The sequence below is a fragment of the Ignavigranum ruoffiae genome (assembly GCF_023195815.2).
GTDB classification, from domain to species: Bacteria; Bacillota; Bacilli; order Lactobacillales; family Aerococcaceae; genus Ignavigranum; species Ignavigranum ruoffiae.
In genome coordinates this window covers 449,606-475,179 of the sequence record NZ_CP096206.2, presented here as the reverse complement: position 1 = coordinate 475,179, position 25,574 = coordinate 449,606, and the positions used below count along the sequence as shown (strand labels likewise).

Genomic DNA, 25,574 nt, shown 5'->3' with positions numbered 1-25,574 from the left:
ACCATCCAGTCAATTTCAAGGTTCTGAATAAATCCATTCAAAAGCTCATCAGAAAACCAACGCTTCAGTAATGACTAACACGCCCACCTCCTAGTCTTCCAGATTCATTCCCTTCAATCGCTCATTGCTAAGGCACTCTTCTTTGTAATAACGATCATGCTCTGGATAGATTGGACGATTAACGACACATTCTGGTAAATCCCGATAAGGGTTACAATTCATTCCCCGATAGTTCTTATCCTTCCATTCTGCACTAGGTTGATAACCTCGTGACTCCATCTCAGCTATCACTAATAAGTGGTATCGATATAATAAGTATGGCGAATGGTCAAATACATAATTGACCGTCGCATGTCTCTTGCCCCAGCCGTTTCCCCTTAAGGCCGCACATTCTCGGTGTTGACCAAGTAATTGATGCTGAGGTAATCGATTAATTAAGCACTGATGCCAAAGTCTCATACGCCCTCCTAATACTATTTATTTTATTTTCACAAGTCTTCCTCTTATTCTACTCTATCCAATCCTAGACATACCAATAACACACACTAAAATCGCTTTGGCACATCAAGCAAGAAGTCTTAGGTATAGAATTCACACTATCCAGTCCTTTACATCCATTCGTTGATTAAAAAAGAGGCCTTAGAAAATGATATTCAATAATGTTTAGTCTATTATAATGAAGGGTACATGTATTCATAGTATAGGGGGCGATGTTTCGTACGATTTTTAGGTATTATACTGACACAAGTATTGATCACATATTTATGGCTATTGCTTGGCGCTTTATTCGATTCAAATTTCACTTGGTTATTTTCTTATTACCTAAGGTGGCTCTAATATCAACAATCATTCTATGGTGGTTGGACAGAAATATAAGAAGACGTTGGATATTTAACATAGTCTTAATTATGAACCCACCTCTCGTCTTGAGTGGTGTCCTTATCACCCAAAGTAGTCTTGAGCAGTTTTTTTAATCAATTGATTATCATCTATCGCTTTTGAACGTTTACTAAAATTCCTGAAGTTTGATCTCCGCTAGTAGGAATAAGATCAATGATCTCTTCTTCAACAAAAATTCGAGACGTTAGCTATTCACCAGCCTGAGATTCCCTTTCGTACTTACGAAAGAAGGGTTAGGACGGAGAACACTCTCCGCCTAAGTCTCCACAATTGCTAAGTTATTTATAATATCGGAGTATTTTCTTTAGTAAATTCAAGTGTGTTCAAATAACAAAAAGTTCCCGCTATTTTACCAATCAACTATTAAATAAGCCCTGATATTGCCCCTTTACTCTCCAGTAAAACCGCTATATGAAGGCTTTTTAGTCATTAAATTGTATCACGTTACCAGTTATCATTTTTCCACCTTATCACTCCAATCGACCTGTTTCCCCAGACGTACCTCTATTTTTCCTCGGTAAATCACCTTCCAGGTCAAAATTTCTATCTCTCAAGCCAAAAACGAGGTGTCTAGACATCTATCATATGCCTAGGAACCCCGTTCTTAAGCGGTTTATCCCTTGAGTTTTTCAATCAATACTACGCACTCGACATGGCTCGAGTGGTCAGTATTGATAAAATTTAAATTTTTAGGAAAGCCTCGTTCTTGGGAATATATCTACTCCTTTTATTCTTTCTTCATTACCTATTAATACTGAATATCTCTTTTTTCCAAGTATATCTGGCAACTCTTAATGGTACTATGATTAAAACTTTAGAAATTGCAAAAGTGATAAATGTAAATCAATGATAACCTTACAAATAGTACTGGGAATAAATTGGAAAACAAACGCAATAATCTTTGCTTAAATTTATTAAAAAGACTTGACATATTTCGTTTACAATAGTACGCTCATTTTGAGTATGCTCGTTTACATTTGTAGACAACAAGGAGGAGAGGAAAATTAGCAATATAGAACTTAATACTTATATCACAGATGCTGAATGGGAAGTCATGCGTGTAGTTTGGGCAAATGATCGAGTAACTAGTAAAAAAGTCATCTCCATATTGCAAGAAAAAATGGACTGGACACAATCCACTATCAAAACGATCTTAGGTCGATTAGTTGGAAAAGGTGTTCTAAAGACAGAGCAAGAAGGTAGAAAGTTTATTTATACTGCCAATATTGAAGAGAAAGAAGCCGTAAGGGATTATGCAGAAGATATTTTTAATCGTATTTGTCGAAAAAAAGTCGGAAATGTAATAGGAAGAATCATTGAAGATCATGTCTTAAGCTTCGATGATATAGATCGACTAGAAAAAATATTAGAGATGAAAAAATCTTTCGCAGTAGAAGAAGTGGCTTGCAATTGTCCAGAAGGACAATGCGAGTGCCATTTACATCATCATTAAGCATAAGGAGGAATTAAAAATGAAGAATAACAACAAACATTCGTCTCACCGTCACCATAATCACGGCGATATGGATCACTTGAAACACAACAATAGCAAAACGGAACAACAAAGAGACCATAAACATCACGATCATCATGCTGGTCATGAGCACGGCGGACACGGAGGGCATGAGCATCATCATCACGGAAACTTTAAAGAACTATTCTTAAAGTCATTGCCATTAGGAATCATTATTATGCTCTTATCCCCTATGTATGGATTTGAACTACCATTACAGTTTACTTTTCCATATTCTGATATTGTAGTAGCTATTTTATCTACTATATTAATTATTTATGGTGGACGTCCATTCTATAAAGGTGCAGTTGATGAATTTAAACAAAAAGAACCTGGAATGATGGCACTCGTTTCTTTAGGTATAAGTGTTTCATATTTATATAGTGTTTATGCTGTTATCACTAGCTACGTAACGAGTGAACAGGTCATGGACTTTTTCTTTGAATTTGCTTCATTACTATTAATCATGTTATTAGGTCACTGGATTGAGATGAAAACTATTGGAGAAGCAGGAGATGCACAAGCAGAATTGGCTAAGTTAGTGCCGAAAGATGCTCATGTTGTATTAGAAGATGATTCCATTGAAACACGTCCAGTTGCTGACTTAAAGGTAGGTGATTTAATTCGTGTTCAAGCCGGAGAAAATGTGCCAGCAGACGGAACTATCGAGCGTGGCGAATCACGTTTAAATGAAGCTCTTCTAACTGGGGAGTCAAAAGCAGTAAAAAAAGGCCCTGGCGATGAAGTAATCGGGGGCTCAACAAATGGAGAAGGGGTTCTTTATATTAAAGTGCTTGAGACAGGTGATAAGTCCTTTATCTCTCAAGTACAGACTTTAATTAGCCAAGCTCAAAGTCAACCTTCCAGGGCAGAAAATATTGCGCAAAAGGTTGCAGGGTGGCTCTTCTATATTGCTGTTATTGTCGCGCTAATTGCTTTTGTAACATGGATGGTTATAGAAGATGTGCCAACAGCAGTTATATTTACTATTACTACATTAGTTATTGCTTGTCCGCACGCATTGGGTCTTGCTATTCCATTGGTCACTGCCCGTAGTACGAGCTTAGGAGCAAGTCGTGGGTTACTAGTAAAAGACCGTGAGGCCTTAGAAATAGCTCAAGATGCAGATGTGATGATTTTAGATAAAACAGGTACTTTAACAACTGGTGAGTTTAAAGTATTAGATGTAAAACTTCTTAATAACAAATATAAGAAAGAGGAAATCATTGCCTTATTGGCAGGTATTGAAGGAGGATCTAGCCACCCAATTGCTCAATCAATTATAAGTTTCGCCGAGCAGCAAGATATACGTCCAACATCTTTTGATTCGATTGATGTGATTTCCGGTGCCGGAGTAGAGGGTAAAGCAGGCGGGCACCGTTACCAATTAATCAGTCAAAAAGCCTACGGACGTAATCTGGATATTGATATTCCAAAAGGAGCAACTCTCAGTGTCTTAGTAGAAAACGATGATGCTATTGGTGCTGTAGCTTTAGGGGATGAATTAAAACCAACGAGCAAAGAGTTAATTAAAGCTCTTAAAAAGAACAATATAGAGCCAATTATGGCAACAGGTGATAATGAAAAAGCAGCTCAAGGCGCGGCAGAAGATTTAGAGATTGAATATAGATCAAATCAATCTCCACAAGACAAATATGAGTTAGTTAAAACACTTAAAGATGAGGGAAAGAAAGTTATCATGGTAGGTGACGGTGTCAATGATGCTCCTTCTCTTGCCTTGGCAGACGTTGGTATAGCTGTTGGTGCTGGGACTCAAGTTGCATTGGATTCAGCAGATGTCATATTGACTCAATCCGATCCAGGAGATATTGAATCATTCATTGAATTAGCACAAAAAACAACTCGTAAAATGAAACAAAATCTCTTTTGGGGAGCCGGCTATAACTTTATAGCTATCCCTCTAGCTGCGGGAATTTTGGCCCCTATTGGTATCACATTAAGTCCTGCAGTAGGAGCAATTCTAATGTCTGTGTCAACAGTCATCGTCGCCATTAATGCTATTTTATTAAGTTTAGATCCAAAAAATAACGGTTAACAGATCGAATGATTGAAACTTCTTAAAGTTTCAAGATACAATAGTTTTACAGGAAAAAAAGAGATGTAAGTACTGGCTCTTTGTAAAATCGTGTTGGTAGAAGTAGACGATTTTTCTACCAACACGATTTTTAATTTATTATAGAACTGATTTCTTTTAAAATCCTAAAAGCCACCTATTTCAACACTTTTATAACTTATTTTTCTATTTTCTTGACAATAATACCACCGTCTCCACGTGTGTTGTTATTAAGAGTTGGATTGATTTTTGAATGTTGGTTTTAAAGTATTGATATTATTATTTAATATAATGATTCACAACTTCACCATCTGGGGAATATAGTGACGTATATTCAAAACCAAAAACATGTGCTAAGTTAGTCATTACAGGAAAAATCGCTTCTGAAAAACTATTATCATGTGATATATAACCTGGTACTATTTTGATTATATCTTGCATTAATGGGCCACCTGGAGTTTGATCTCCCCACTCACCAAATGTTGCTGTTTTTCCCTTAACATTTAATAAAGAAACAAAAATATATATTGGCTTAGCTATACCATAATCCAATATAACTTCAATCAATTCTTTTATTTTTATCGCTAAATATTCTTCAAATCTATCCCACCGATAAATTGTAGGTTGACTATCTCCATTATTTGATACTCGATTCATCATTCTAATTTCCACGCTTTCAATAATCCCATTGTAAAAAACTTGAGTGTATGAATCAACGCCACCTTCGTGATTTATAGCTTCTAACCTAAGACCATCGTGATTATATGATTCGTTACCTCTTCTTTTATTTGAATTAGAACATCTTTTAGGAGAAAAAACATCTAATTTATAAGGCGGATTTTATAATCAACTTAGCCACCGCTAAAAAATAATAAAAGCCATGTAAATTCATGTTATATTTTAGTTACCACACAAAAATATAAGAAGGATGAATTTACATGACGCAAACTCACTTTACCACATCTGATCGTAAATCAAAACACTTATCGTTCAAAGAACGGAGCCAAATTGAATTGTTGAAAAAACAAGGCTATTCTAACCGAGCCATTGCTCGAATACTGGGACGGGCGCCCCAAACAATTCATAACGAAATCAAACGGGGTTCGGTGGAACAAGTCCGTCAACAAAAGCAACATGGGAAGGTTTATACCTATCAATATTCCAAGTATATCGCGGAAGTCGGCCAAGAAGATTATGAGCATCAGCGTCAACATTGTGGACGTAAACCACTTTGGGCCTATTCACGTGTCTTTATCGATTGGGCCGATCAACGGATGTTAGAAGATAAGTGGTCACCCGATGTGGTAGTGCATCGCGCCAAGCAGGTCCTCGACATTGATCCGCGTCTGATTCCTTGTACGACGACCCTCTATCATTGGATTGATTGCCAGATTATGCAGACCCGAAATATTGATTTAGTTGAAAAGTTGAAACGACATTCCAGAGTCAGCGCGCCGAAGACTCGACCCCATAAGAAAGTCCTAGGGATGTCCATCGACGAACGCCCTGAAGAAATTAACACCCGTCAAACTTTTGGACATTGGGAAATTGATACGGTCATTGGCAAGAAAGGCAGAGATGAACCCGTCTTGTTAACCTTAGTAGAAAGGCTGAGTCGTTTTGAAGTCATTCTAAAGATTGAGAACAAGACGGCTCAAGCGGTGGACGCCGCCCTCAAAAGCTTACGAGCACGCGCAAGCGACCATTTTTCGCTACTCTTTAAGAGTATTACGGCGGATAACGGCTTAGAATTTGCGGGGTTGAGTCAAACACTGGCTGACGACGTGGCCGTTTATTTTGCCCATCCTTACGCCTCTTGGGAACGAGGAACCAGTGAAAATCAACACGGGTTGATTCGCCGATTTCTGCCCAAAGAAACGTCCATGAAAGACGTGACTGAAGCCGATTGTCGGCGCATCCAACAATGGATGAACAACTATTCGCGCAAAATTTTAGGCTATGAGACCCCTTATGAAGTCTTCAAGCGCTGTTTCTATAAAGAAAGACAAGCTCGCGCACACGTGCCCGCTTGACAACGAGCCTCCTTCGGCATGGTTTTCTTGGTAAGGCGGTCAATGACCCATTAGTGAACCAAACTACCATGCCTCAGCTCATTGTCAAGCCGTCACTGACAGAGAGGATTAAAGTTACATAGCTAGTTACCCTAGGTGGCTAACTTATACTTGAAATTTACATCACTAAATAACCTTCTTCATCATGATCATAACCATAACACTTGCGATGATAAAGACTGGAAATGCCGTCCATAGCTCGGTGACGATGACCTAGTTTAATATTTCGACCTCTCGATTCATTGTCTGCTTGGGCCACTGATTCATAGATAGAGAGAATGAGTTCCCCATCATCCCTAAAAGTATCAAAGTTTTCTTGGTCAAAAATAAGTTGGACTTTATGATCCTTAAATAGCCTAATTGTCTCAAGTGCCTCAACAGTATCTCGACCAAAGCGGCTAAAACTCTTAGTGATCACCAGATTTATCTTATTTTGACACAGTCTTCAATCATACGATTGTACTCTTCTCGCTTAGCATTTTTCTTTGCTAAAGCGACGTCAATATAGATACCCACTAAGAGCCAATCTTCAACGGAGGAAACTTTCTGGGTTAAAGCTGATACTTGATTAGCTAAACTACGTAACTGTTCTTTAGTATTAGAACTGACTCGAGCATATATAGCGACCCGCTTTTGTTTAGGTGGACGTTTTGCGGGTATGAAATAAACATTGTCCTTTAAGTCCATTCCTTTCCTCACTTTCTAAAATTACATCATTAATAATCATTAACCTAGTTATCTATATGAAACAACCGAATAATAAGTAGGTTATTCATAATTAATAAAATTACTTTTTCCAATTAAATAATATTGATCAGTTTCCCCATACTACTTGATATTTATTAGCTAAATTCCTTAATTTTGTCAGTATTCATAACAATTATACTAAAAAATCAGCCCTCTGAATATGACTCACACATTCAAAAAGCTGATATAACAACATTCTACTCTTTCACCTTTTGCATCAATACTACACACTCAACATGCACTGTCTGTGGGAACATGTCGACGGGTTGGACGGTTTGGACTTGGTAGCCGACATCAGCGAATTGGCGGCAGTCACGGGCGCAGGAGGCTGGGTTGCAGGAGATATAGACAATCCGGTCAGGGCACAACTCGACGAGGGTTTGGATAAATTGGCTATCCAAGCCTTTTCGAGGCGGGTCTACGACGGCTACATCAAAGTGAATGCCATTGCTTTGCCATTGAGGTAAGATTGTCTCGGCGGGACCTGCTTGGAAATGGACATTGTCGATGTGGTTGAGTTGGGCATTTTGTTTGGCCATCTCAATCGCTTCAGGAACGATTTCCATGGCGTAGACTTCCTTGGCATGTTTTGCTAATGCAAGGGAAATTGAGCCAATACCACAGTAGGCATCCAGAACCTTTTCTTGGCCTGATAATTGAGCGTAGTCGATGCCAACTTGGTAGAGTTTTTCCGCTTGGGGAGTATTGACTTGGTAGAACGAATGGGCAGAAATTCGCAGACGATTGCCTAGCATTTCATCTTCTAAATAGTCTTGCCCCCACAGGCAATGATTGTCTCGACCCATGATGACATTGGTTCGTTGGTCTTGAATATTCTGCATAATTGAGACCACTTCGGGCAGGGCTTTAGCGATTGCTTCGGCTAGATTTTGTAATCCTTTGACTTGCTTTTGTCGGGTAACTAGGACGACCATCATCTCTTTTGAATAGTAGCCCCGTTTAATGATGATATGGCGGATATCGCCTAGGTGATCGGCTTCATTATACGGACTAATCTGATATTGGCGGAGCAGGTCGCGAACCAATAGAATCGCTCGGTCGATGTCGGGTTCTTGAATATGAAAGTCCTCGACAGCAACCAGGTCATGACTATTCTTACGGAAAAAGCCGGTCTGCAATTGGCCCTTTAAGGCACGGACTGGGATTTGAGCTTTATTACGATACTGCCATTGACGGTCGCTGGCAAGAGTTGGTGCCACTTCGATATCGTCAAAATGACCTAAGCGCTGGAAAGCATCCTTGACTACTTTTTGCTTATAGGCTAGTTGGCTAGAATAATTCATATGTTGCAGCGTCATGGTACCGATTTGTCGTCCTAGGTCGTCTTTGAGTTCAACCCGATCTGGACTGATTGTGATTATTTTTTCCAGTCGGCCAAAGCCATAATTTTTCTTAACTTTGGTGGCTTTAAATGCTATCTCTTCGCCGGGGATTACGCCCTCGACAAAGAAGGGAAAGCCATCGATTTTGACCACGCCGGCACCTTGGGTATTGAGGTCTGCGACTTGGCCTTGATAATGTTGATTCTTCTGGAATTTCATTGTTGCCATGTTCTCTCTCCTTAAATCATCATGTTTTGCTAAATGTCTTTTTAATGCTAATCGTTATTAATCTTTCTTATTTCGATAATGTATCCAATCTAATCGCATCAATCAGCTCAGTCGATTGATATGGGTTCAATATATGTCAACACGCTACATTATTGGCTTCAATACTGGACTGATTTGGGCGAGCTTTTCACTTGTCTTATTTTATACTATAATGGACAAAGTAACTAAGCGCTACCAGGCTTAGGAAGGAGTATGCCTATGTTAAGGGTCCATATGTTCTCTACGGCTGAATCGGTTAAGGGTCAGGGAGTCGGGGCAGCTTATATTGAGCTGATTCAAATGTTGAAGAAATACTTCCCCAATAAATTCGCCATTGAGATTAACAATTATCAAGCCAGTGATATCTCACATTATCATACCATTGATCCGCGCTACTATGCTTCGACCTTTGCTCGTAAGAAGAGAGGCGTGATGGTCGGGGCGGTTCACTTCCTTCCCCAAACGTTAGAGGGGAGTATTAAGTTACCCCGCTTGGTTCAATCTTTGATGGGTCGCTATGTTCTGTCGTTCTATCAGCGGATGGACCAATTGGTCGTGGTGAATCCTTCTTTTATTGAAGAGTTGGTAGCCCTGGGCTTGCCGCGGGAGAAAATTACTTATATCCCCAATTTCGTGTCTAAGGAATCTTTCTACCCGCAAGATACTAGCCAGAAAAAGGGCTTCCGCCAATCCTTAAACATTCCTGAGGATAAGTTAGTCGTGTTGGGTGTGGGTCAGATTCAGAAACGCAAGGGAATTGATGATTTTGTTCAGTTAGCGATCGATAACCCTGAGATTCAATTTGTCTGGGCCGGTGGTTTCTCTTTCGGTCAAATTACCGATGGCTATGACAAATATAAGCAAATTTATGAGAATCCGCCAGTTAATTTATATTTCCCTGGCATTGTTGACCGGGAGAAGATGAATGATTATTATAACCTCGCTGATATCTTTCTCCTACCATCTTACAATGAATTATTCCCGATGGCTATATTGGAAGCTTTCTCAGCAGGAACGGCGGTCATGTTACGTGATTTATCACTCTATCATGCTATTATTGATGATTATTATTACCCTTGCGCTGACCGTCAGGCCATGCATCAGGCTCTGAATAAATTCCAGGCCAATCGGCAAGTGCTTGAGGATTATAAGGCGAAGTCATTGAAAGCTTCTGAATACTATTCAGAACCTAACGTGGCCAAACTATGGGAGCAATACTACCAACGTATTTATACTCAGAAAGCCTAAGATATGCGTCGTTGATTGCCCTAGCTTTGCTAGCTAGATACATGATATTTTTAACTCGGTGAGCACTACATATAAACTTTTAATCACCAAATAATCTATATCCTAGATAGAAAAATACAAGTAAAAATAAAATCAGCCCGAATTGAAACACTTCGTCGACAATGATGAACGGTGAATTTCAATTCGGGTATTTTTCTACTTAATTTAATAAAAGAGTTTGGCTGATCAGGTTCAAGCTGAGATGAGGAAGTTCCAAACTAGAGATTTCGCAGAAATATCTTACTTGAACCAGTCTTAATCTTCGAATAGTTGACTTAGGTAATCGTCCAGTCGGTCTTTATCTCGGGCCTGTTGGGCTTGGGAAATGTTATTGGGATTGAGATAATAACGGAAAACCTCTTCCTGGTCAGCGTTTAAAGCAATCACTGCATCCCCTTCGTCAGGGTCACTGACCGTGGTCACGGAGCTAAACTTTGCCTGCGCCCAGTCCATAATTTCTTCTTTAACTGCTTGTCGAAGTACCCGATACATACTGGCCACTGCTTTAGGTAGGTAAAAGATATCGACTTGCTCAAATTCTTGTTCAGCAGTCGACGGCTTGTTCCCTTTCTTACGCTTAGCCATGATTCACTCCTTTCGAGTGTTGGTAGGCTGTCAAGAAATCAAGGTTGCCTTCTCGCAAATATCTTTCCAAGATATCAAGCACGGCCTGCTCTTCGTTGCTGGCAATTTGATAGCGACAGGCGGCTAATAAATCTGGATCAGCATTCCCCATGGCCATACTATAGGCAACCCGTTCCATCATCGACAAATCGTTCAGGCTGTCGCCAAAAGCCATGGCCTTGGCCGGTTGAATCTGCCGTTTATTTTCGAGGAATTGGACCGCTGAACCCTTGCCTCCATGTTGAGAAATCAGATCAATCCACCCTTCTCCGCTAGTTACCACGGTACTGGTGGGGAAGCGACGACCGAGCTCTTGAGCCATGGTCTTGCTTTCAGCCAGATTATGTTCGGTATGGATGGCAATCTTAGTCACCGCAAAATCAGCGGGTAAATCAGCAAATTGATCAATCGTTTCAGCGTTATTGTTATATTGCCAGAATTGTTTCATCACGGAAGGTTTTTCCTGGCGGAAGTAGGTAATCGTTCCATCGGTAATCATCGGATAGTAACCAGGCTGAGAGGTAATATAAGCTAAGGCTGGTTGAATAATATTCGGGTCAACTTTGGCCACGTGAATGGGCTGGCCATTTTGGACAATATAATTCCCATTATCCGTAGCAAAATAAATATCCCGCCCTTCATCTTGGTCGAAATAATCGACTACTTTGTGGTACGAGTTACCGGTAGCGATCATCAAGAGACAACCCCGGTCGCTTAGCCCTTGCTTAATCCGGGCGAAACGATCTCGGTCGTAGGTTTTATTACTTCTTAAAAGGGTTTCATCTAAGTCAATAACTACTAAATCTAAATCCATGCATAACTTCCTTCTCTATTTACTCAGTTGCTGCTTAAAGATAGAAAACAAGATTGTACACCCAAGTAAGTGTAACAATCTTGTCTATGAATTTCTAACGACGGATGGCTTTCTTCAGGGCCACTAAGATCAGCGGTGTTAAAATCCCCGCAAAAATTGCTTCAGGGATGCCATTGGCGACGATGATTCCACCAATGATTGACCAAAGGTCACTCATTTGCGCCCCTTCAATGGTTCCAATAAATTGGTTGCCGGCGAAGAGTCCCACGGCTGATAAGACAAATAAGGTATTTAGGAGTGACCCTAAGACCCCACCCACCATACCTACAAGTTTGTCGCCCACGCCTTTTTTAAATAAATAGCTGGCAATCAGGCCTAAAATCAAAGGCATCAGTAAACGGGGCAAGACAGAAATTAGAGGATTGGTAAAGACCAACCGTTCGAATGGCGTTCCGCGGAGATAGGCAATAATCATGGCAGTGATACCCCAAACACCGCCAATAATCATTCCATTTTTGGTGCCGAGCCATAGGGTGGCAATAATGACGGTCACATGAATAAAAGTTAAAGAGATGGCACCGAAACTAATATAACCCAGGGTTGGCACCCAAGATTGGATGAAGATAATCGCCATGAAGACGGCCATAATCACTAAATCCCGGGTCTTTCGATTACTGTAAGTTTTATGCTCAGACATCATTTATTCCTCACTCTCTTGATTCATTAAATTGACAATACGTTGACGGACCGGTCGTGCTTCATAGATCGGTAGGATAGGAAAGATATGATTCATCCGCTGACCCAGATAGGTTTCTATTTGGCCGTGACTAGCTTGAATAGCCTGCCTTAAGCGGAATGAATCCCAATACAGGAGTTCATGCGTGCCCACACTGACAAAAATCGGTGGTAACCCCGATAAATCACCGTAAATCGGACTGATCTGCCAATCTTTCACGCTGTAGGTCTTGCCGGCCCAGAATCGCCCCATCAATTGTAGAGCTAGCAAGTCCAACAAGGGATCTAAGGGATCAAAATGTTTGTAAGCCTTATCTTCCAGGCTTAAATCGAGCCAAGGAGAGATAAGAAAAATATGTCGGGCAAGCTCCGCCTTAGCTTGCTTCAAACTGATGGCTAGACTCAAAGCAAAGCCGCCTCCCGCCGAATCTCCCATCAGATACATCGGGCCTTTGGCAGCCCATTCTTGGTAGAGACGATAGACTAAGGGAAAGGCTTGTTGGTAGGAGTACTTCGGCGTCTTGTAAAATACGGGAAAGACGAGGCGGGCATCTGTCCGCGTAATTATATCACGAATAAAATCAAAATGAAAAGGGGTCGCATCAACGATATAGCCCCCACCATGCAAATAGAAAATAGTTTTCTGACCGGCTAAACCATGGTCATTCCAGACATAGACGGGCATGTCTTCAACAAAATATTTATCACTAATATGATGTACCCGCCAATCAGGGTTAAGTGGCAGGTCATTCTTTCGTTGACTTAATAAATCCACCACTAAATCTTGCCGTTGACTGGCCCAGGCTTGAAGTTGCTTTATCCCGGTCAATTGAGTGAAACGGAGCATGCGTAAACTAGAAGGTGATTGATGACGAACATTGTAGCTGTATAGATAATAAGCTGAAGCAATTAATATCGGCCAAGAAAATATATAGAGACTACGTTTCAAACAGCGGTTCATATCATCCCCCCCCTCTTTAGTTATATTATAACAAATTTTTGCTCGAAAAATTCTTGCCTGAACAGGGCGGATTATTTGAAAGTGTTTTCTTGACTATGTTATCTTTAATTTATCAAGATTAGGGGGAAATAAAATGAAAAATTTTAAAGCACTTCGGGTCAGTGAACACGATGGCGAGATCGTCCACCAAATTGAAACCGTGACTCGGGAAGATTTGCATGATGGGGATGTCTTAGTTAAAGTTCACTATTCATCCTTAAATTACAAAGACATGTTAGCGGTCCAAGCCAAAGGGGGCGTTATTCGGTCATATCCGATGATTCCCGGAATCGACTTTGCTGGTGTAGTTGAAGAATCTTCCAGTGATCAATTTAAAGAAGGTCAAGAAGTGATCGTGACCGGATTCGGCACCGGTGTCTCCCATACGGGAGGACTGGCAGAATATGCCCAAGTGCCAAGCGAATGGATTGTACCTTTACCTCAAGGCCTTTCTTTAAAAGATAGCATGGTCATAGGTACTGCTGGCTTTACCGCTGCCTTGTCGATTGAGAAGCTGGAACAAGCTGGACTCAAAGGACATAAAGATGCCCGCATCCTTGTTACCGGTTCAACCGGAGGCGTCGGATCAATTGCCCTACAAATGTTGAAGAAAGCCGGCTATCAAAATGTTTCAGCTCTAGTTCGCAAAGACTATCAAGTCGAAGTTGCTGAAAAGTTAGGCGCCGATCAAGTGCTCTTCCCTGACGACATCCAAGCCAAAGCACGTGGCCTAGCTAAGCAAGCTTTCGACTATGTTCTAGATACTGTTGGCGGTGAAGTCGCTAGTATGCTGATTCCTCAAATTCAATATGGGGGAGCTATTTCAATGTGCGGTAATGCCGGCGGCGTCAATATTGACAGCTCTGTCTTTCCATTTATCTTACGCGGGGTTAGCCTCTTAGGGGTAGATTCCGTTCAAGTCCCGATTGAAGACCGCCCTGCTTTGTGGCAACGAATTAGTCAAGAATGGAATGTGGCCAATACCCAACTCAGTCAAACCATCTCCTTAGACCAAGTGCCAGAAAGCTTGGAAAAATTAAAAGCAGGCCAACATCTGGGCCGGACAATAGTGGAAATGTAGGACGAATAATTTAACCGCTCTTAATGACTCAAGCTTATTGATACTTTAACTCAGAATTTCTAGCTCACGAAGGAATATAAATTTTACCTTTAGACGGAAATTTGACCAGATGTAAAGCAATTTTCACTGATAAACAGCTGAATATTTTGCTCACAAGCGAATAATCTTTCAGCCTTGGTATAAAACACAAAATCCACAGAACCTGGCTAAGTTCACTACTTAGTTCAGGCGCTGTGGATTTAATTATTTTTGCAGCTAATATTCATTTTTTCGGTAAAATGATACGCATTCAAGGTCGAATAGTTATTGCTTCAAGCCAAATCTGGTTTTAATAAAGTTTCAGCTGAATTTTAATAGTTTCACATCTTGCTTTGTTCTTTATTCTTGCTAATTATTCTTGCCTGTCATCCTTCTGACTGCGATTGTGACGGACGAAGAGATAAGCCGCACCGAGTAATAGGGCTAAGGCAAGAATCACTATCATGGTCTGAGTTTGCTCACCTGTTCCTGGTAAGTCCCCTTTCTTCTCAACACTCTTTTCCTTATCGACTTGGACATTCTGTGATTTCTCAGTGGTGGTGCTTTCTTCTGTTCCACTGGCTTGGGCTTTGTTGCCATAAGTAACGGCAAAGTTGCCTAGTTTTTGGGTGCGATAAGTCACGCGACGATTTTGTAAGGCGAAGGTTAGGCTTGACAGTTGATCTTGATCCAAGCGTAAGACTTTAATCTGGCTATTGACTGGACGGGTCGGAATCTTCACTTCCGCTATCTTGGTCAAGTCAACAGCTTGGTTATTCTTGTCCAATAGAGTTAATTGGTAAACATCCGCATCATAGTCTTTTAGACTGGCAAAGTCTGAAGTTTTCAGTTTGTCCACGGTCAATTTAACAACCTGTTTAGCATCTTGCGGGTTAACCCAGACTTCAATTCCTGAATTCGCATCAACGAATTGACGGGTAGCTTGAGCCGCTTCCGATTCAATGGACGCTTCTTGTTCAGGATCGACTTCTGTTTCTTTAATCGTTTGCGTTTCAGTCGTGGTCGTTATTTCTGTGCTTTCTTGACTAGTTTGGCTCGTTGTACTTTCCGCTGAGCTGGTTGTCGTCTCTTGCTCGCTTTCGCTGGTTTGACTTTCTGGCGCTTGGGCCGTAAAGCTTAGATCGACTGTTTGGTCTTGTTTAACCGTTATCGTCTGAGTCTTCTGATCGAGTTGATAACCTTGTGGCAACTCCAAGACTTCGACGCTGGCTTCGCCAACATTGACGGCTGAGAATTCAACATAACCATCTTTATCGGTTGTACTTTCTTTGCCGGAAAGTTTCACTCGGGCACCAGCAATACCTTTGCCATCCTGGTCGGTGAGACGAACTTTGACTTTACCTTGTTCTGGTAGTTTTTCAATTTGGAATTTATCTTGGAAGTCATCTTCTTCCTTCAATTCAGCCTGTTCGTTGCTTGCTTCAAAGCTGTAGCCTTTCGGCACATCGATCATCGTGTAATTGTAGACACCTGGACTTAGTTCTTCAAAGACAATTTGACCATCGGCATTGGTTTCTGCTTGTAGACCGCCAAATTGAATGCTGACACCAGCGACGGGTTCTTGATTTTGATCGAGAACAGTCAGAGTAGCCTTGGCTGGCTTGATTTCTTTCTCCAGGTAAATATGCAAGCTTGCATCTTCACCCGCAGGGATGGTTACTTGACCGGTATCCTTCCTGCTGTATTTAGGAGGGAATTGGTTAATTTGATACGTATAGGTGTCTGGAGCCAAGTCTTTCAAGACCGCTTGTCCTTCCTGGTCAGTACGAATGAGTTTGTCGGCGACTTTGACGACCACACCTGCCACAGGTTGATCTGCTTGGTCTAAGGCAGTAATCGTCAATTGACCTTTGGCTGGGACTTTCTCCACGGTGACCGTTCTCTCCTCTTGGGCACCCTCACGAATCGCGATCGATTGACTGCCAATATTTTGTTCATAACCTTCTGGGAGCACTTGAATTTCATAGTCATAGGTGTCTGGGGTTAATTGAGAGAAGATGGCTTGACCTTGGCTGTCAGTTGGAGTGGATTTATCTGCCAAGCTGACGATCGCTCCTTCGACGGCTTGACCGTCTTGGTCTTTGACAATCAAGGTAAATTGGCCAGTAGCAAGGTCACGCTCTACCTTTAAGACTTCTTCAGTCGTCTGATCTTCTGTAACGGTAATTACACCACTTTTTTGACCTTGATAACCTTGAGGGAGTGATAGCAGTTGGTAGTTATAAGTTCCTGGGCTCAAGTCTTTAATTTCAATTAACCCTTGATCATCTGAGCTATAAGATTGGTCTTCCACCAAGACTTCTGCTTGGGCCACGCCTTGATCGTCTTGGTCAATGATCTTCAATTGCACGATCCCCGGTTGAGCATCTTTAATCACATTGAGTGTCGTATCCGTTTCGACACCAGCTTCTACTGTAATGATGCCATCGTCTGGCTGTTGATAGCCAGTTGGAACGGTCGTTACTTGATAAGCATGCTCTTGCGCTGCCAAGTCTTTAATTTCAATTAAACCATTATTATCCGACAGATATTCTTGCCCAGCAATGGTAATCCCTAGACCGACTACGGGGTCCTGATATTGGTCATAGACTTGGATGCTAGCCATACCAGTTTGAACTTCAGTTTGGAAATTCAAGTTAACTGTATTCTCTTGGTCGGCTAAGACTTCGAATTCAGCTGTAGTTGGCTCAATGCTATAGCCTTGGGGCTGACTAGATACGGTATAAGTTTGTTGGCCAACCGGAACTTGGTCGATTCGAACTTGGCCTTGACCATCAGTCATCACTTCATGGTCTAATAATTGGATGCCCACACCAGCAATCCCTTGACCCTGCTCATCAACTGCAGTAAAAATAACTGGGGCGGTAACTTCGGTTTTTTGGATAGTAAATTCAATTGGTCCATTCAGGTCTTCTGTTAAGGCAATCGGATTATAAGCCCCACCGCCGGTATAACCTTCGGGGAGGTTGCTGATAACAATATCCATATTTCCTGGCGCCAATCCAGTTTGGGCTTCACCATTCTCATCCGTGGTTAGAGTTTGGCCGTTGACTGTGATCTGAACTCCTTCGACGGCTTGACCGTCTTGATCGACAACTTTAAAAGGGACTTCAATCTCACTGACGGCTGGAGCATTCGGATCACTCGGATCGATGGTCGTGCTTTCACTTTCTTCACTGGAAGTCTCTTCAGAGGATGCATCCTCCCCTTCGGTAGAGAAGATGAGTTGGAGGGTGATTTCTTGTTCACCCGTATCAGAATTAATTAATCCGGGACCCGGCTGTACGACAAAATTAATATCATACACTAAGGTGCCGTTACCCCAATCGTTTAAACTTCCTTGATTTAGAGTCGGCTTCATTTGTTGGCCACTAGCATCGGCTTCATCTGTTTGAAGGGCGGTATCCAAGGATAAGGCTTGCCCTTCGCGATGGAAAGGTTCGCTTGCCCCATCATATAAGCGGAAGGTATAAACTCCGGCTGGTAAATAAATTTCGGCTTGCTGATTTGGATCGGTTGAATCATATTTATATACAGCTGCTCCTTCAAAAGCACTTTGATCAGCATTGCGTTCGATGATGTCGAAGCGATATTCATTCTGGGTAATTGGTTCACTTCCCTCGACAATCAAGGAAAGATCCAAATTAAATTTCACCATTTCTTCCTGAGCTGACACTTGAACTAAAGGAAACATTACTGATAGAAACAAGATGATGGAATTAATCCAGCGTGTTATTTTTTTCATTGTGATCCTCCTCCAAATTAACATGTTGGCTTTCATCAACTATATTTTATCATAGGCTTCGCCCAATTCAGGCAAACTCCGATATTTATCACAAATTAATCTTATATGCCTCTAGGAGGTCATCAAATTTTCACAATTATAAATCGCTTGCATTTTAATTACCAAATTTTGGCCCAAATACGCTTAACTTTCATACGGCAAAAATCATCCAGCAAAAATTAAAATCATTTCAGCAAAATTTCCGTAGAAACAACTTTTCAAGTCGATTATAGCTTGGCTGAGTTAAAATAGATTTACCTTGCAAAATCAACGACACGAATTTATATCCAAACAAATAAAAACCTACCGATAGTCAACGCTTCCCAGGGTCAGGAAGTCATTAACTTCGATAGGTTTAATATTGACATTTTGGATGAAATTAACCGGCAATGGTTTGGTCAATCTCAAAGGCTTTAAGCACGGCGGGATCAGCATCCTGGATCTTCATTTCATCCGAAAGCTTTCCGCGAACGACGACCCGATCGACTAAGCCATAATCACAAGTAATTAAAGTCACGACCGCTTCTTCCGTAGGATCTAAAAGATAGACGGCCTCAGCAGGAACTTGTTCAATATAGTCAATTGTATATTCGTAGACTTTCTCTAAATCTGTGAGATAAATCTTTTGTCCGTATTTAGCCTTCATCAAAGGTGCAAAAAGTAAATTTTGGTCGATTGAATGGTGGCTGGCTAATGGATAATTCGACTTGCCCATCTCTTGGTTGGGATCTAACGTACCTGCCCCCAAATACATACCAACATTAGAAACCCCCATATGGATGGGTAAATTCATACCCAACTCAGGAATCGCAATCGCACCAATGGTGGGTAATTCACTGGCTTCAGCATTACCGAGCAATTTGTCGCGAACGACCGAAGCTGCATCTAATTGTTCAATATCGTCAAAGTTATAGGTCACATTTTTCTTCTTATTCTCTTTGATTTGTTCGGCGGTTAAGTGGGCGACACCACTTGCTTCGGTTCCCTGTTCAATTAACATCCGTTTAATCGGATTCAGCGCCAGCAAAGCACCACCAATGATTAACAAAATCGTTGCAAGAACAATCCGCCATCGGCCACCTTTTCTACGTTGGTGACGCTCAGAGCGAGTTCTGCCATTTCTCGTTGCCATTTTTTACGTTACCTCCATGCCTGATACTTCTGTCTATATTTTTCTTTTTAAGTATATCATCAAATACCTATACCTGCTAGTACTTGGATTATTCTGCTAGGATTCTTCAATATAAATTCATAATTAGCTTTCATTGACTAAGTCTGATAAGTTGATTATAATCATCATAGAATTAAATATTCATAAGGGAGTAACTGGAGGACATCCTCGTCAGTATCAACAACGTTAAGCAGGTTTCTGCTGGTACTTGACTTAAATAGTGAGACTTATGCTAGACATACTTTACAAGGGTCCAGCATAGGTCTTTTTTTAACAGAGAAACCTTGGAGACGACATATAGGAGGAAAAACATGTCAGAAGAAAAAATAAAGGCCCATCACTTATCGGCTGACCAGGTCAGCGAGCATTTCGACGTTGACCCTCAACAAGGCTTGAGTGATCAAGAAGCCAAAACACGTTTAGAAAAATATGGTGCCAATGAATTAAATCAGGAAGAAACCACTACCCTCTTCCAAAAATTTGTTGAACAGTTCAAAGACTTTATGATTATTGTTCTGTTAATTGCGGCGATTATTTCCGCGGTCATTGGTATTATTGAAGGAGAAGGAATTTCTGATGCGATTATTATCTTGGTCGTGGTCATCCTCAACGCCATTATGGGGGTCTTCCAAGAATCTAAAGCGGAAGAAGCGATTAATGCTTTAAAAGATCTCTCTTCCCCCGAAGCTACCGTTCGCCGGAGAGGCGAATTCAGAACGATTGATAGTAAAGAATTAGTGCCTGGCGATATCGTCTTGCTGGAAGCGGGAAATGTGGTACCTGCCGATCTTCGTTTATTTGAATCAAATTCTTTACAAATTGAAGAAGCGGCCTTAACCGGTGAATCCGTGCCGGTCTTCAAAGATATTGAGACCCTGGAAGATGAAGAAGTTGGTTTAGGTGACCGCGACAATATGGCCTTCTCCTCAACCAATGTGACCTATGGTCGGGGACTAGGTATTGTTACAGCGACCGGAATGGGAACAGAAGTTGGACATATTGCTCAGATGTTATCATCAGCAGATAAGCAAGTTACTCCGCTTCAACGTGACCAAGAGAATTTAGGCAAGACCCTAACCAAAGTCATTATTGCCATTGCTATCATTACCTTTGTCGTTGGTTACTTCTTCAAGGGAATGCCTTTCGTAACCATCTTATTAATTTCGATTTCTCTCGCTGTAGCAGCAATTCCTGAAGGGCTGCCCGCAATTACGACTATTATTCTTTCAATTGGAACCGAAACCATGGCCAAACGGAACGCCTTGGTTCGTACCCTACCAGCCGTTGAAACTTTAGGATCGACCCAAGTGATTTCCTCGGATAAGACCGGAACCCTTACCCTCAATGAAATGACCATTGAGAAGGTCTTCTATAACAACGAAATTCATGAAGCTGATGAAGACATTGACTTAGAATTGCCTCTCTTAAAGGCGATTACTTATGCCAATGACTCCAATGTCGACAGCCAAGGTAAGATTACCGGCGATCCAACAGAAACGGCGATGATCCAATACGCCTTGGACAAAGATTATCCTTTGAAAGAGAACTTAAGCGCCCAACCACGGGTTGGCGAAGTGCCTTTCGACTCCGCTCGTAAATTGATGTCGACGATTCATAAATTAGATGATGGTCGTTATGTCGTTGCTGTCAAAGGGGCACCTGACCAACTCTTACAACGGACAGACCAAATCATCCTGAATGGCGAAGTACAAAGTCTTGATGACAAGATGAAACAAGATATTCTTGATAAGAATAATGAAATGGCTCGTCAAGCCCTACGGGTTCTGGCTGGGGCGTATAAATATATCGATGAGTTACCTAATGAATTAACCACTGAAACGATTGAAAAAGACTTAATCTTTGCCGGCTTGGTTGGCATGATTGACCCAGAACGGGCCGAAGCAGCTGAAGCGATTCAAGTGGCTAAGGGGGCAGGTATGCGAACGGTCATGATTACCGGTGACCATGCGGTAACCGCTCAAGCTATTGCCGAGCGGTTAGGAATATTAAAAGCCGGCGAGGACAATTCCAGTCACGTGATTACCGGGGCTGAATTAAACGAATTATCTGATGAAGAATTAGCCCAAAAAGTTACTGACTTATCCGTCTATGCTCGGGTCTCTCCTGAACATAAGGTTAGAATCATCAAAGCTTGGCAAACCAATGATGTTACCATCTCAATGACTGGAGACGGGGTCAACGATGCCCCATCACTAAAACAAGCTGATATCGGAGTAGCCATGGGAATTACGGGTACCGAAGTTTCTAAGGGCGCCTCTGATATGATCCTGGCTGATGATAACTTTGCTACCATCGTGGCCGCCGTTGAAGAAGGACGTAAAGTCTTCTCCAATATTCAAAAAGCGGTTCAATACTTATTATCGGCCAACTTGGGCGAAGTGATGACTATCTTCTTAGCTACCCTATTCGGCTGGCAAGTTCTTGAACCGGTTCATATTCTCTGGATTAACCTAGTGACTGACGTCTTCCCAGCCATTGCCTTAGGAATGGAACCAGCTGAAGTCGATTCAATGAACCACCCACCAAGAAGCAAAGATCAATCTTTCCTTTCTTTTGGCGTAATGCCTAGCATTATCTATCAAGGAATCTTAGAAGGCTCAATCACCCTATTCATTTATTGGTTTGGTCGTTATGTTTATGCTTCAGGTCAATTAGGTTATGATGTAAATTCACATCTAGCGATTAATATGGCGGAAACCATGGCCTTCGCCACGCTCGGCTTAATTCAACTCTTCCATTCTTACAATGTGAAGTATATTTTCAAATCATTATTCAGTCAAAATCCATTTAACAATAAATTCTTAAATGGAGCGACGATACTTTCAGGTATCCTACTCTTTGCCGTTATCTTAATTCCTGGTATCAATACCTTCTTCGATGTTTCACCTATTGGCGTAGAAGGATGGAGTTTAGTCATTGGCGCCGCGTTCTTAATGATTATTGTTGTTGAAATTATTAAAGCAATCTTGCGAGCCAATAAGATCGACGAAAAATATATTCGAACGATCCACAAATAATTGATTTGAAACTGACAGGTTAAGCTGTTTTCACAAATTCAGTTTATACTTTTTAATCAACGAATCAGTCCTCGTGCAAGGGCGGGTCCTAGATGGACCCTAATCATTGCCTGCCGAGTGACTGATTCGTTTTTTGTACAAAATTTTGCTCGTCATACGCTTAGTTATATAATCATATGAGCTCTGCAAGATTCTTCGCTTACTTGGAGAAATGTTACTAAGCTGTCCATTTTTCCCCTCATTTTCATCAATTGGACAAAAATACCCGACAGCTGGTTCTTAGACTCAGTGGAAGCTGAGACCTATTTCACCAGGGTCGGGGTTGCTTGTTTAATGTTGGGGTAAATCTTTCTTCTTAATAAATAAGGTGCCGATATCTTTGCCTTGAAATAAACTTAACAGATTGAGCGGATCGGTTCCATTAATCAGTACCATGGTTTGATGCTGCTTCAAGATTATTTCTGCTGCTTGCAGACTCTGAACCATTTCAGCTTGGGGCCAGGTCGCTTGAATGGACTTAGCCATCTCCTTGACTGAATGAGTGACTTTATGAACGGTATCGATTTTATGAGCCTGAGGATCTAGGTGCGGATCAGCCATATACAGACCATCCGGCTGACTCATTACTAGCAATAAGTCGGCTTGAACCCAGCGACTGACTAAGGTCGCAAAGTGATGATGATCAAATTCTTGGCTTGCCGGATTCCAGCTGCTGGTATCTAGCGAAATGTTCTGCTGGATAATGGGGACAATCTGATTCAATAATAAAGTTTCTAAAGTGACTTGAACATTCTTCAAGTCAGAATCTTGGTCAGTTAAATGATGGGGTAATAAAACTTGACCAACATTTAAACCATGATAGGAGAAGAGCCGTTGGTAATGTCCGCTCAAAATCCCTTGCCCAACCGCCGCAAGAACTTGCTGAGCCGGGATATTATCAGGAATGTCGATAACATTTAACTGACGCGCGCCCACTTGTACAGCTCCCGGGGTAACAATCACGACTTCCTTACCTTGTTCGCTTAATTTTGAAACGACTAGGGCCAGCCGTTCCATCATTCGCGAATCGATGTGATGATCTTCCTTCAAGAGCACTTGACTACTCAGGTAAATCACGATCCGCTTAACGGTAGACATGACTAACTCTCTCACTTGCACCCTCCTAGCGTCCTTTCAACGGCAGTCCGTGTTTAAGAAAATAATCTTGATTAGAAATATACTCTAACAAAGCTTGACAGCCAGCAAAAATATCAGCGAAAGCTTGGTCAAAGTCGCCGGTATAATAAGGATCAGCGATATCCCGAGCTTCGCTGGTGAAATAAAGCAATTTACTAATATGGGCTGAAGTTTGGCCTGACATGATCTGATAAATATCTTTGATATTCTGATCATCCATACCGATAATAAATTGAGCATCTTGGTCTTCTTGGCCCAAGGGCCGGGACCTTAAGCCGTCGGCACTGAGATGGACCTGAGCTAATTGTTGCCGTGCACCTGGGTGAACCGGGTTGCCCGCTTCCCAGTTACTGGTCGCAGCCGAATCGATTTGAATTTGATCCGCCAATCCTTGCATTTCGACCATACTACGGAAGATGACTTCGGCCATTGGCGAACGACATATATTTCCTAAACAAACAAATACGACTTTTATCATCGCTAACTCCAATCTTTTCTAGAATAGATTCTATTATAAGGGACAGACCGCTTAAATGAAACTCTAAGAACAACTGGTTCAACCACCATTCAAACAGCCCGAATAGAATCCCTACTCTTGTAAAAATTTACTATCAAAAAACAGCCAGGCCTCAGAGAATTCTCTCCTTAGCCTGTCTGCTTATTACTCAGCTTATATAATATATATAAACTATTCAGCTGATGTTTCTTCGCTTAATTCTTGATTTTCAGCTGCTTGAGTTTCTTCATCTTTAGATTCATCATCTTTAGATTCTTCTTTGGCTTCGCCTTTTTGAAGTTCTTCTCCGGGTACTTCAGGAATAACAAGTTCGCCAGAAGCAATCTTAGCCTTGTATTCTTCCACTAATTTAAGAATTTCTTCACTTAATTGACCTTCTGCTAAACCAACCCCACCGTTAGCGATATCAGATTGGATGACGCCACCTTTAAAGCCATCTTTCATCATGGCGTTAGAGAAGTCTTTAACCGCAGCGCCGGTATTCTTCAAAGTAGAAGTTAGGACGATATTACGTTCTTCACCATTCACGTCAACCACACCTTCAGCAGATTGGTCTAAGTCAACACCAATCGCCCAGATTTGGCGTTCTGGATCGGCTTTAACTAAGTCTTTTGCTTCAGCGAATAAGCCATTTCCAGTACCCCCAGAAGCGTGGAAGATCACATCAATGTCATTGGCATACATGGCAGAAGCAATGGTCTTACCTTTAGTTGCATCATTAAAGCTACCTGCGTATTTAACATCGATTTCGATTTCAGGGTCTACTTCTTTAACCCCAGCAACGAAACCTGCTTCGAAGCGGTCGATAACTTCCCCTTCAACCCCACCGATAAAGCCAACTTTTTTAGTTTGGGTGGTCTTAGCTGCAGCCACACCTGCTAAGAAAGCTGCTTCATTATCTTTAAAGGTAAGTGAAGCCACGTTTGGTAAATCTACTACAGAGTCAACAATCGCAAAATGATTGTCAGGATATTGTTTAGCCATTTCTTCGATAGCTGGCGCTAATTTGAAACCAATGGCAAAGGTAATATCGAATTGACCTTGGATCGCTGTATTCAAGTTAGTGATGTAGTCAGAATCAGAGTTAGATTGTAGATAGGTATAATCAGTACCTTCTTCTTTCCCGTTCTCTTCTCCCCAGGCTTTTAGACCTTCCCAAGCACCTTGGTTGAATGATTTGTCGTCAACCCCACCCACGTCAGTAATTACGATTGCCTTGAAGTCTTCAGCTTCTTGAGCAAGCACGCTGACTGGCAACAAACTAGCCACCGCTAGCAAAGATACAAATGATTTTAAAGCTTTTTTCATTGAGTGTTTCCTCCTCATACATGTTCTTTCTTCATTATAACGTATTGAAAACGGTTAAGCTACAATAATATTTAAACCAGACTC

General features: G+C 41.5%; 20 protein-coding genes. 6 read left to right on the top strand and 14 right to left on the bottom strand.

Going from position 1 to position 25,574, the window contains the following annotated elements; translation table 11 throughout:
• Nucleotides 1-90 precede the first annotated feature (90 nt).
• Nucleotides 91-459: a TIGR02328 family protein gene (locus tag M0R79_RS02270; RefSeq protein WP_248416601.1), complete on the bottom strand. Its 369-nt coding sequence runs from the start codon at nucleotides 457-459 to the stop codon at nucleotides 91-93.
• Between the two features lie 1,444 nt (nucleotides 460-1,903).
• Here M0R79_RS02270 and M0R79_RS02265 point away from each other — a divergent pair.
• Nucleotides 1,904-2,353, top strand: a complete 450-nt coding sequence (locus tag M0R79_RS02265; protein ID WP_092572696.1) for a CopY/TcrY family copper transport repressor — start codon at nucleotides 1,904-1,906, stop codon at nucleotides 2,351-2,353.
• A gap of 19 nt (nucleotides 2,354-2,372) precedes the next feature.
• Nucleotides 2,373-4,469, top strand: coding sequence for a heavy metal translocating P-type ATPase (locus M0R79_RS02260; RefSeq protein ID WP_092572695.1), 2,097 nt, complete (start codon nucleotides 2,373-2,375; stop codon nucleotides 4,467-4,469).
• 297 nt (nucleotides 4,470-4,766) lie between these two features.
• On the opposite strand, the gene M0R79_RS02255 is transcribed toward M0R79_RS02260, so the two are convergent.
• Entirely contained in the window at nucleotides 4,767-5,147 is a 381-nt protein-coding gene (locus tag M0R79_RS02255; protein ID WP_248416602.1) for a hypothetical protein, read from the bottom strand.
• Nucleotides 5,148-5,425: 278 nt separating this feature from the next.
• Here M0R79_RS02255 and M0R79_RS02250 point away from each other — a divergent pair, with 278 nt between their 5' ends.
• The gene (locus tag M0R79_RS02250; protein WP_248416364.1) at nucleotides 5,426-6,520 is read left to right on the top strand and encodes an IS30 family transposase; all 1,095 of its coding nucleotides are present in this window, start codon (nucleotides 5,426-5,428) and stop codon (nucleotides 6,518-6,520) included.
• Between the two features lie 157 nt (nucleotides 6,521-6,677).
• Here the strand turns inward: M0R79_RS02250 and M0R79_RS02245 are convergent, their stop codons facing one another.
• The 3 genes from M0R79_RS02245 to rlmD form a co-directional block, all read right to left on the bottom strand.
• The gene (locus tag M0R79_RS02245) at nucleotides 6,678-6,977 is read right to left on the bottom strand and encodes a recombinase family protein (RefSeq protein WP_248416603.1); all 300 of its coding nucleotides are present in this window, start codon (nucleotides 6,975-6,977) and stop codon (nucleotides 6,678-6,680) included.
• A 5-nt stretch (nucleotides 6,978-6,982) separates the two neighbouring features.
• Entirely contained in the window at nucleotides 6,983-7,246 is a 264-nt protein-coding gene (locus M0R79_RS02240; protein WP_248416604.1) for a recombinase family protein, read from the bottom strand.
• Nucleotides 7,247-7,503: 257 nt separating this feature from the next.
• Nucleotides 7,504-8,877: a 23S rRNA (uracil(1939)-C(5))-methyltransferase RlmD gene (gene rlmD / locus M0R79_RS02235; protein WP_310795415.1), complete on the bottom strand. Its 1,374-nt coding sequence runs from the start codon at nucleotides 8,875-8,877 to the stop codon at nucleotides 7,504-7,506.
• A 258-nt stretch (nucleotides 8,878-9,135) separates the two neighbouring features.
• Between rlmD and M0R79_RS02230 the strand changes: the two genes are divergently transcribed.
• Entirely contained in the window at nucleotides 9,136-10,164 is a 1,029-nt protein-coding gene (locus M0R79_RS02230) for a glycosyltransferase family 4 protein (protein WP_248416605.1), read from the top strand.
• A 294-nt stretch (nucleotides 10,165-10,458) separates the two neighbouring features.
• Here the strand turns inward: M0R79_RS02230 and M0R79_RS02225 are convergent, their stop codons facing one another.
• The 4 genes from M0R79_RS02225 to M0R79_RS02210 all read right to left on the bottom strand — a co-directional run bounded on the left by M0R79_RS02225 (nucleotide 10,459) and on the right by M0R79_RS02210 (nucleotide 13,337).
• Nucleotides 10,459-10,788: a hypothetical protein gene (locus M0R79_RS02225; protein ID WP_248416606.1), complete on the bottom strand. Its 330-nt coding sequence runs from the start codon at nucleotides 10,786-10,788 to the stop codon at nucleotides 10,459-10,461.
• Complete coding sequence (locus M0R79_RS02220; protein WP_092572300.1) at nucleotides 10,781-11,641, bottom strand: HAD family hydrolase; 861 nt, start codon at nucleotides 11,639-11,641, stop codon at nucleotides 10,781-10,783. The genes M0R79_RS02225 and M0R79_RS02220 overlap by 8 nt, the downstream gene beginning before the upstream one ends.
• Nucleotides 11,642-11,735: 94 nt before the next feature.
• Entirely contained in the window at nucleotides 11,736-12,338 is a 603-nt protein-coding gene (locus tag M0R79_RS02215; RefSeq protein WP_092572298.1) for an ECF transporter S component, read from the bottom strand.
• Between the two features lie 3 nt (nucleotides 12,339-12,341).
• Nucleotides 12,342-13,337 carry an alpha/beta hydrolase gene (locus M0R79_RS02210; protein WP_248416607.1) on the bottom strand — a complete coding sequence of 332 codons (996 nt, stop codon included), beginning with the start codon at nucleotides 13,335-13,337 and terminating at the stop codon, nucleotides 12,342-12,344.
• Nucleotides 13,338-13,470: 133 nt separating this feature from the next.
• Here M0R79_RS02210 and M0R79_RS02205 point away from each other — a divergent pair, with 133 nt between their 5' ends.
• The gene (locus M0R79_RS02205; protein WP_248416608.1) at nucleotides 13,471-14,457 is read left to right on the top strand and encodes a YhdH/YhfP family quinone oxidoreductase; all 987 of its coding nucleotides are present in this window, start codon (nucleotides 13,471-13,473) and stop codon (nucleotides 14,455-14,457) included.
• Between the two features lie 391 nt (nucleotides 14,458-14,848).
• Here the strand turns inward: M0R79_RS02205 and M0R79_RS02200 are convergent, their stop codons facing one another.
• Together M0R79_RS02200 and M0R79_RS02195 are read right to left on the bottom strand one after the other, a co-directional pair.
• Nucleotides 14,849-18,241 (bottom strand): SpaA isopeptide-forming pilin-related protein, encoded by a 3,393-nt coding sequence (locus M0R79_RS02200; protein WP_248416609.1) that lies wholly within the window; start codon nucleotides 18,239-18,241, stop codon nucleotides 14,849-14,851.
• Between the two features lie 418 nt (nucleotides 18,242-18,659).
• On the bottom strand, nucleotides 18,660-19,412 hold the full coding sequence (locus M0R79_RS02195; protein WP_248416610.1) for a class A sortase: 753 nt from the start codon (nucleotides 19,410-19,412) through the stop codon (nucleotides 18,660-18,662).
• Between the two features lie 350 nt (nucleotides 19,413-19,762).
• On the opposite strand from M0R79_RS02195, the gene M0R79_RS02190 reads away from it, so the two are divergent.
• Complete coding sequence (locus M0R79_RS02190; protein ID WP_092572288.1) at nucleotides 19,763-22,489, top strand: cation-translocating P-type ATPase; 2,727 nt, start codon at nucleotides 19,763-19,765, stop codon at nucleotides 22,487-22,489.
• A gap of 330 nt (nucleotides 22,490-22,819) precedes the next feature.
• On the opposite strand, the gene M0R79_RS02185 is transcribed toward M0R79_RS02190, so the two are convergent.
• The 3 genes from M0R79_RS02185 to M0R79_RS02175 all read right to left on the bottom strand — a co-directional run bounded on the left by M0R79_RS02185 (nucleotide 22,820) and on the right by M0R79_RS02175 (nucleotide 25,490).
• Entirely contained in the window at nucleotides 22,820-23,641 is an 822-nt protein-coding gene (locus tag M0R79_RS02185) for an amino acid kinase family protein (RefSeq protein WP_092572286.1), read from the bottom strand.
• A gap of 10 nt (nucleotides 23,642-23,651) precedes the next feature.
• On the bottom strand, nucleotides 23,652-24,143 hold the full coding sequence (locus tag M0R79_RS02180) for a low molecular weight protein-tyrosine-phosphatase (RefSeq protein ID WP_092572284.1): 492 nt from the start codon (nucleotides 24,141-24,143) through the stop codon (nucleotides 23,652-23,654).
• Nucleotides 24,144-24,353: 210 nt separating this feature from the next.
• On the bottom strand, nucleotides 24,354-25,490 hold the full coding sequence (locus M0R79_RS02175; protein WP_092572282.1) for a BMP family lipoprotein: 1,137 nt from the start codon (nucleotides 25,488-25,490) through the stop codon (nucleotides 24,354-24,356).
• Between the last annotated feature and the right edge of the window lie 84 nt (nucleotides 25,491-25,574).